This window comes from Brevundimonas sp. UBA5936 (genome assembly GCA_002430835.1).
Taxonomy (GTDB): Bacteria; Pseudomonadota; Alphaproteobacteria; order Caulobacterales; family Caulobacteraceae; genus Brevundimonas.
Genome location: DJDA01000075.1, coordinates 1 through 6254 on the forward strand (window position 1 = coordinate 1; position 6254 = coordinate 6254).

Sequence of the window (6254 nt, forward strand, 5' to 3'; positions counted from 1 at the left end):
AAGGCGATCTCGTCGATCACGCCGATGATGGCGCCGATCTGGTCGGACGACTGTTCGATGGCGGTCATGGCGGCGACGGCGTCGCTGACCACCGCGCCCGAGGCTTCCGCCTCGCCGCGCGCCTGCTGCACCACGCCGGCGGCCTGGCGGGCGCCGTCGGCGGTGCGGTTCACCGTGGCCGTGATCTGGTCCAGGGCGGCGGCGGTTTCTTCCAGGCTGGCGGCCTGCTGCTCAGTGCGGCGCGACAGATCGTCGGAGGCCTGGCTGATCTCGCCCGAGCCCGAGCGGATGGCCGCGACATTGGCCGTCACGGCGGCGATGGCCTTCTCCAGCTGGGCGATGGCGGCGTTGAAATCGGCCTTCAGCTGCGCCGCCTTGGGCGCGAAGGCGACGTCGATGCGATGGGTCAGGTCGCCGTTGGCCATGGCGCCCAGACCCTGAGCCAGAGCGGTGATGGCCACCTTGTCGTCTTCAGCCTCGCGGGCCTTCTCGGCTTCGACGCGGGCGCGCTCGTCCTCGGCGGCCTGACGCTGGGCGACGGCTTCGGCCTCCAGGCGGTCCTTGGCGATGGCGGCGTCCTTGAAGGTCTGGACGGCGGCGGCCATCTGACCCACCTCGTCCTTGCGGCCGGCGGCCGGCACGGCCACCGAGGTGTCGCCCGACGCCAGGCGGCGCATGGCCGCCGTCATCGCCGTCAGCGGCTTGGCCAGGATATTGGTCAGCATCACGGCCATGCCGGCCGCCAGCGCCAGCGCCAGCACCAGGCCGCCGATCAGCACCATGCGGGCCGTCCTGGCGACCGACACCTGGGTCTCGGTATAGATGCGGCTTTCCTGGACCTTCTTCTCGATCAGGCCGTTCAGGGCGCTTTCGGCCGGGTCGATGAATTTGTCAGCCTCGCCGTTGCGACCGACCATGGCGATGGCCTGCATCCAGCCGGCCTGATCCGCGACCAGGGCCTGGCCGCGCTGGACCACCTGCTTGTTCCACTCGTCCGCGGCGGTCCGAGCCGCGCGCACCTGCGCGGCGCTGGCGCGGTCCAGCTGCGTCACGCGATCGAGGCTCTTGTTGAAGCTCTGCCGGTGCTCTTCCAGCCGTTGCAGATAATAGGGGTCGCGCGACACCAGGAAGCCGCGATAGCTGGCCTCCTGCCGCGCCAGATAGAATTGCGCCGCCTCGGCCTCGCGCTGGACGACGCCCGCGCGCGCTCGGTCCGCCCGCGCCGCATCCAGGGCGTTAATCTGCAAAAACACCGTCAGCCCCATGGCGACGATGGCCAGGATGACGACCGCAAAGGCCGCCATCAGTTTCTTTTCGATCTTAAGGTCGCTCAGCATGGCGTCCATCTAACTCACCCCCCGTGAAGATTCTCTTGAGAGCCGAACCGGCTTTCGATCAGAAGTTGAAGCTGAGCGCCCCCACCAGGCGCCCGTCGTAGTTGTCGCCAAGTGCATGGCTGTCGGTGTCGTACCAGCGCGCGTCGATGGCCCATCGCTCGCTCAGGTTGTGCTTCACGCCCAGATTCCAGGCGTTGTAGTCCGCCCCGCCGTCCGCCGATCGCACGCCGAAGGCGGCCGACGCCTTGGTGCGCGGCCCCAGGGCCGTCGACGCCTGGGCCTCGATCCACCAGGCTTCCTTGGTCGCGGCGAAACCGTCGGGCGTGTAGTTGATCCGCAGCCGCCCGGAGACGCGCCCGAACTTGCGGGCGGCGTCGGCCTGATATTCCCAATAGTTGGCGTCGACGCCCGAGCGCGTGCCCGGCAGGTCGCGGTTCACGACCGACAGATCGAAGGCCACGCCCGCCGCCTTGGGCCGCCAGCCCAGCGCCGTCACGATCTCGGCGTCGGAGCCTTGAGACAGCTTGGCCGTCGAGGCGAAGACGCTGCCGTAGAAGTCGCCGTAGGACGCCTCGAGGCTGGCGTTCAGGCTGGGATCGCCAGCGCTCTTGCCCAGGCCCTTGCCGACGTATTCGCTGGCGAGGCCCAACTGGCCTTCGATGGACTGGGCCGTCGCAGGCGCCGCAAGCGCCGCTGACAGAGTAATAATCAAACCGCCCGTGAGCGGGTTACGGAGCGCACGAACGCCCTTCTGGCGTCGAGCGATAACTTGGAAGGACATTCAGACCTCTTTGAGACTGATCCCCTTCTGCGCGGAACAACGGTAGACAATCGTAAATTCGTCCGTACGTAGAAATCCGCAATTCGCGATGCGCGCCTGCGACGTACTGATTTCTTCCGGCAGAACGTCGTCATAATTCTTAACGGCACAGTAACCATGACACCGAAGATCATGCATATCGTCGTTATGACAGAAATGTTCGTTTTTTCAGCTCACAAAGAACTGTCCGCGACAATTGCATGTTAGCCGAGACCTATCTAATAAACCTCCCTTACCGGCCTCATGACGACGACGACACGGAAGGGCTCGCCTCCTGATCTAACGGGAAGCGAGGACAAGTTCGATTTACTCAGTATTGGACCGCCGCTCCCCTGACGTCACGCCAACCCCTCGCCCTTGGGCGGCGGCTATCGCCTTGGCGTGCGTCCTGCTCGCCGTCGCGGCCCTGATGCTGGGACTGGCGGCGCCGTCTCTCTCGCACAGCCTGACCCTGATCGCCCTGATGCTTGCGCTGGCGGCTGTGGCGGCTTTGATCCTGGTCTGGCGGCAGGCTTCCGGTCTTGCGGGCGCCCTGGCGGCGCGCGACGCCATGCTGAATGTCGCCTTCCTGTCGACGCCGACCCTGATGCTGACGCGCGAGGGCGCGATCTCGCGGCTCAACGACACGGCGCTCGCCATGCTGAAGATCACGCAGGACGAGGCGCTAGGACGGCCTTTCGCCGAGATCGTGCCCGGCTTCGACATCGCCGCCCTCGCCGCGTCCGGGACGCAGTCCGGCTTGCTGGAAGCCGACTCCGGCTACTGGATCGGGCAACGCGCGGACGGATCGACTTTCCCGGTCGGCATTCAGTTCGGCATGACGCCCGGCGGATCGGACAGGGATCATGTGGCCCTGGGCCTGGCCGACCTGACGCTCCGTTACGCCGCCGAGGCTCAGGCCCGCGAACTGCACGCCCAGTTGAACACCGTCTGGCGGCTGAACTCTCTCGGCGAGATGGCCGCCACCCTGGCCCATGAGTTGAACCAGCCCCTGAGCGCGGCCAGCGGCTATATGCACGCCAGCCGGACCGACATGGAGAAGGCCGGCTCCCTGGGCGACAGCGCCTGCCGCACCCTGGACCTGGCTCAAGGCCAGCTTCTTCGCGCCGGAGAGATCATCCGCCGCATCCGCGCCTTCCTGACCCAGGAAACCGGCTCCCTGGGCGGTGAAAGCGCCTCGGACATGATCGAGAACATGAAGCAGATCCTGACGCGCATCGGTCAGGCCCAGAAGGTCACGCTGCGTATCGACATGGCCCCGGATTGCGACCGGGTGCGGGCCGACCGCATCCAGTTCCAGCAGGCCGTGGTCAATCTGGTCCGCAACGGCGTCGAAGCGGCGGCCGGCTGCCAGGGCGCCCAGGTCAGCATTCTGGGCCGCACAGAAGCCGACGGCTATCGCATCAGCATCGAAGACAACGGCCCCGGCGTCGCCGACGATCAGCGCGACCGCCTGTTCCAGCCCATGACCAGCACCAAGCCCGGCGGCATGGGCCTGGGCCTGTCCGTCACCCGCACCATCGTCGAACGGCACGGCGGCGTCCTGAACGTGGGCCGCAGCCAGGCCCTGGGCGGCGCCGCCTTCTTCTTCACCCTGCCCTTGGACCAGGAGGCCACGACCGCGTGAGCGATCATTCCGTCTTCGTCATCGACGACGATCCGGCCGTGCGCGACGCCCTGTTGCGCGTGCTGCGCGGGCGGGGCGTGCGCGCGCGCGGCTTCGCCAGCGGAACCGAGTTCTTCGCCGCCCTGCCCGAGGACGCCTCGGCCTGCGTCATAACCGACGTGCGGATGCCGGGCATGGACGGGACTGAGATCGTGCGCCGCCTGGCCGAACTGCGCGGCGAGACCTGGCCCGTCATCGTCATCACCGGCCACGCCGACGTCTCCATGGCGGTGCAGATGATGAAGACCGGCATCGTGGACTTCATCGAAAAGCCCTTCGACCCCGCCCGTCTGGTCGAGGTGGTGAAGGGTTGCCTGGCCCAGCTCGGCGACCTGGACGCCCGCCAGCAGACCCGCCAGCAAACCCGCCTGCGCCTAGGCCGCCTGACCCCGCGCGAGCGCCAGGTCTTCGACGCCCTGGTCGCCGGCGCCTCCAACAAGGAGATGGCTCTGGACCTGAAGATCAGCCCCCGCACGGTCGAGGTCTTCCGCGCCAAGGTCATGACCAAGATGGAGGCCGACAGCCTGCCGGCCCTGGTCCGCATGGGGCTGATGCTCAGCTAGACGTTTCGTCTTCTTGCAGCCGCGCCCGCTCCGGCGCGTTATGTCGGCTCCCCGACCGCGACCAAGGAGCCGCCCCATGTCCGATCCCGCCCGCCTGCTGCGTCATCAGGCCTATGTCGACGGCCGCTGGATCGACGCCGACGGCGGCGGAACCATCGAAGTAACCAACCCGGCCACAGGCGAGGTGCTGGCGACCGTCCCCGACATGGGCGCCCCTGAGACCCTCCGCGCCGTCGCCGCCGCCGAGGCCGCGATGAAGCCCTGGGCCGCGAAGACGGCGAGCGAACGCGCCCGCATCCTGCGCCGCTGGTTCGATCTGATGATGAGCGAGCAGGACGCCCTGGGCCGCCTGCTGACCCGCGAACAGGGCAAGAGCCTGACCGAAGCCAAGGGCGAAATCGCCTATGCCGCCAGCTTCATCGAATGGTTCGCCGAAGAGGGCAAACGCACCTACGGCGAGGTCATCCCGACGCATGACGCCTCCAAGCGGCTGGTGACGCTGCGCCAGCCGGTCGGGGTGGTGGGGGCAATCACCCCGTGGAACTTCCCCGCCGCCATGATCACCCGCAAGGTCGGCCCGGCCCTGGCCGCCGGTTGCGCCGTCGTGCTGAAGCCCGCCAGCCAGACGCCGCTGTCGGCCCTGGCTCTGGCGGTTCTAGCGGAAGAGGCGGGCCTGCCGCCCGGCCTGTTCAACGTCGTCACCGGCTCGGCCTCGGCCATCGGCGGCGAACTGACCTCCAATGAGACGGTGCGCAAGATCAGCTTCACCGGCTCGACCGAGATCGGCCGCCTGCTGATGGAGCAGTCGTCGCAGACCATCAAGAAGATGAGCCTGGAGCTGGGCGGCAACGCCCCCTTCCTGGTCTTCGACGACGCCGACATCGACGCCGCCGTGGCAGGCGCCGTGGCCTCCAAATACCGCAATGCGGGCCAGACCTGCGTCTGCACCAACCGCTTCTACGTCCAGGCCGCCGTCCACGATGAATTCGTCGCCAAGCTGACCAAGGCCACGCAGGCGCTGAAGGTCGGGAACGGCCTGGACGACGGCGTGCAGATCGGCCCCCTGATCGACGAAAAGGCGGTGAAGAAAGTCGAGGAGCACGTCGCCGACGCCCTCGCCAAGGGCGCGACCCTGCTGACCGGCGGCGCACGCCATGATCTGGGCATGACCTTCTTCCAGCCGACGGTCCTGTCGGGCGTGACCCAGGACATGCAGATGTGCCGCGAAGAGACCTTCGGCCCCGTCTCCGGCGTCGTCCGCTTCGAGACGGAGGAGGAAGGGATCGCCCTGGCCAACGACACCATCTTCGGCCTGGCCGGCTATTTCTACGCCCGCGACCTGAGCCGCGTCTGGCGCGTGGCCGAAGCGCTGGAGACCGGCATGATCGGCATCAACACCGGCCTGATCTCCACCGAGGTCGCGCCGTTTGGCGGGATCAAGCAATCCGGCCTCGGCCGCGAAGGCTCCAGCCACGGCATCGAGGATTATCTGGAGATCAAATACCTCTGCATGGGCCTGTGAGTCTCAGCTGCGTAGGAACGCCTTCAGCGCCGCCGGTTTGACCGGCTTGGGCAGCAGAACGGCGCCCGCAGCCGTCGCCTTCTCTTTCAGACCATCGCGGGTGTCGGCGGTGACGAGCGCGATGCGCCTGACCCCGCGCGCGCGCAGCCAGTCCACGGCGGCCAGGCCGTCCGGCTCGTCGTCGCCCAGGTGCAGGTCGACCAGGGCCGCGTCGAAGGGGCCGACCGCCGCGCGCGCATCCGCGACCGACCGCGCCGTCACGGCCTGCGCGCCCCAGCGGTCCAGTAGGGCCGTCAGGGCGTCGAGGATGGCGGGTTCATTGTCCACGCACAGCACCCGCAGCCCG

The 6254-nt window shown here is 67.9% G+C and carries 6 protein-coding genes; 3 read left to right on the plus strand and 3 right to left on the minus strand.

Going from position 1 to position 6254, the window contains the following annotated elements:
- Together B2Y21_RS07240 and B2Y21_RS07245 are read right to left on the minus strand one after the other, a co-directional pair.
- On the minus strand, positions 1–1337 hold a 1337-nt coding region (locus tag B2Y21_RS07240), incomplete at its 3' end, for a methyl-accepting chemotaxis protein (RefSeq protein WP_292058436.1).
- A 58-nt stretch (positions 1338–1395) separates the two neighbouring features.
- The gene (locus B2Y21_RS07245) at positions 1396–2118 is read right to left on the minus strand and encodes a TorF family putative porin (protein WP_292058438.1); all 723 of its coding nucleotides are present in this window, start codon (positions 2116–2118) and stop codon (positions 1396–1398) included.
- A gap of 415 nt (positions 2119–2533) precedes the next feature.
- Between B2Y21_RS07245 and B2Y21_RS07250 the strand changes: the two genes are divergently transcribed.
- The 3 genes from B2Y21_RS07250 to B2Y21_RS07260 all read left to right on the plus strand — a co-directional run bounded on the left by B2Y21_RS07250 (position 2534) and on the right by B2Y21_RS07260 (position 5908).
- Complete coding sequence (locus B2Y21_RS07250; RefSeq protein ID WP_292058440.1) at positions 2534–3784, plus strand: ATP-binding protein; 1251 nt, start codon at positions 2534–2536, stop codon at positions 3782–3784.
- The gene (locus B2Y21_RS07255; protein ID WP_292058441.1) at positions 3781–4386 is read left to right on the plus strand and encodes a response regulator transcription factor; all 606 of its coding nucleotides are present in this window, start codon (positions 3781–3783) and stop codon (positions 4384–4386) included. Before B2Y21_RS07250 ends, B2Y21_RS07255 begins: the two co-directional genes overlap by 4 nt.
- A 76-nt stretch (positions 4387–4462) precedes the next feature.
- Entirely contained in the window at positions 4463–5908 is a 1446-nt protein-coding gene (locus B2Y21_RS07260) for an NAD-dependent succinate-semialdehyde dehydrogenase (protein WP_292058442.1), read from the plus strand.
- A gap of 3 nt (positions 5909–5911) precedes the next feature.
- Here B2Y21_RS07260 and B2Y21_RS07265 read toward each other — a convergent pair.
- The coding region (locus B2Y21_RS07265; protein WP_292058444.1) for a response regulator at positions 5912–6254 on the minus strand (343 nt) is incomplete at its 5' end.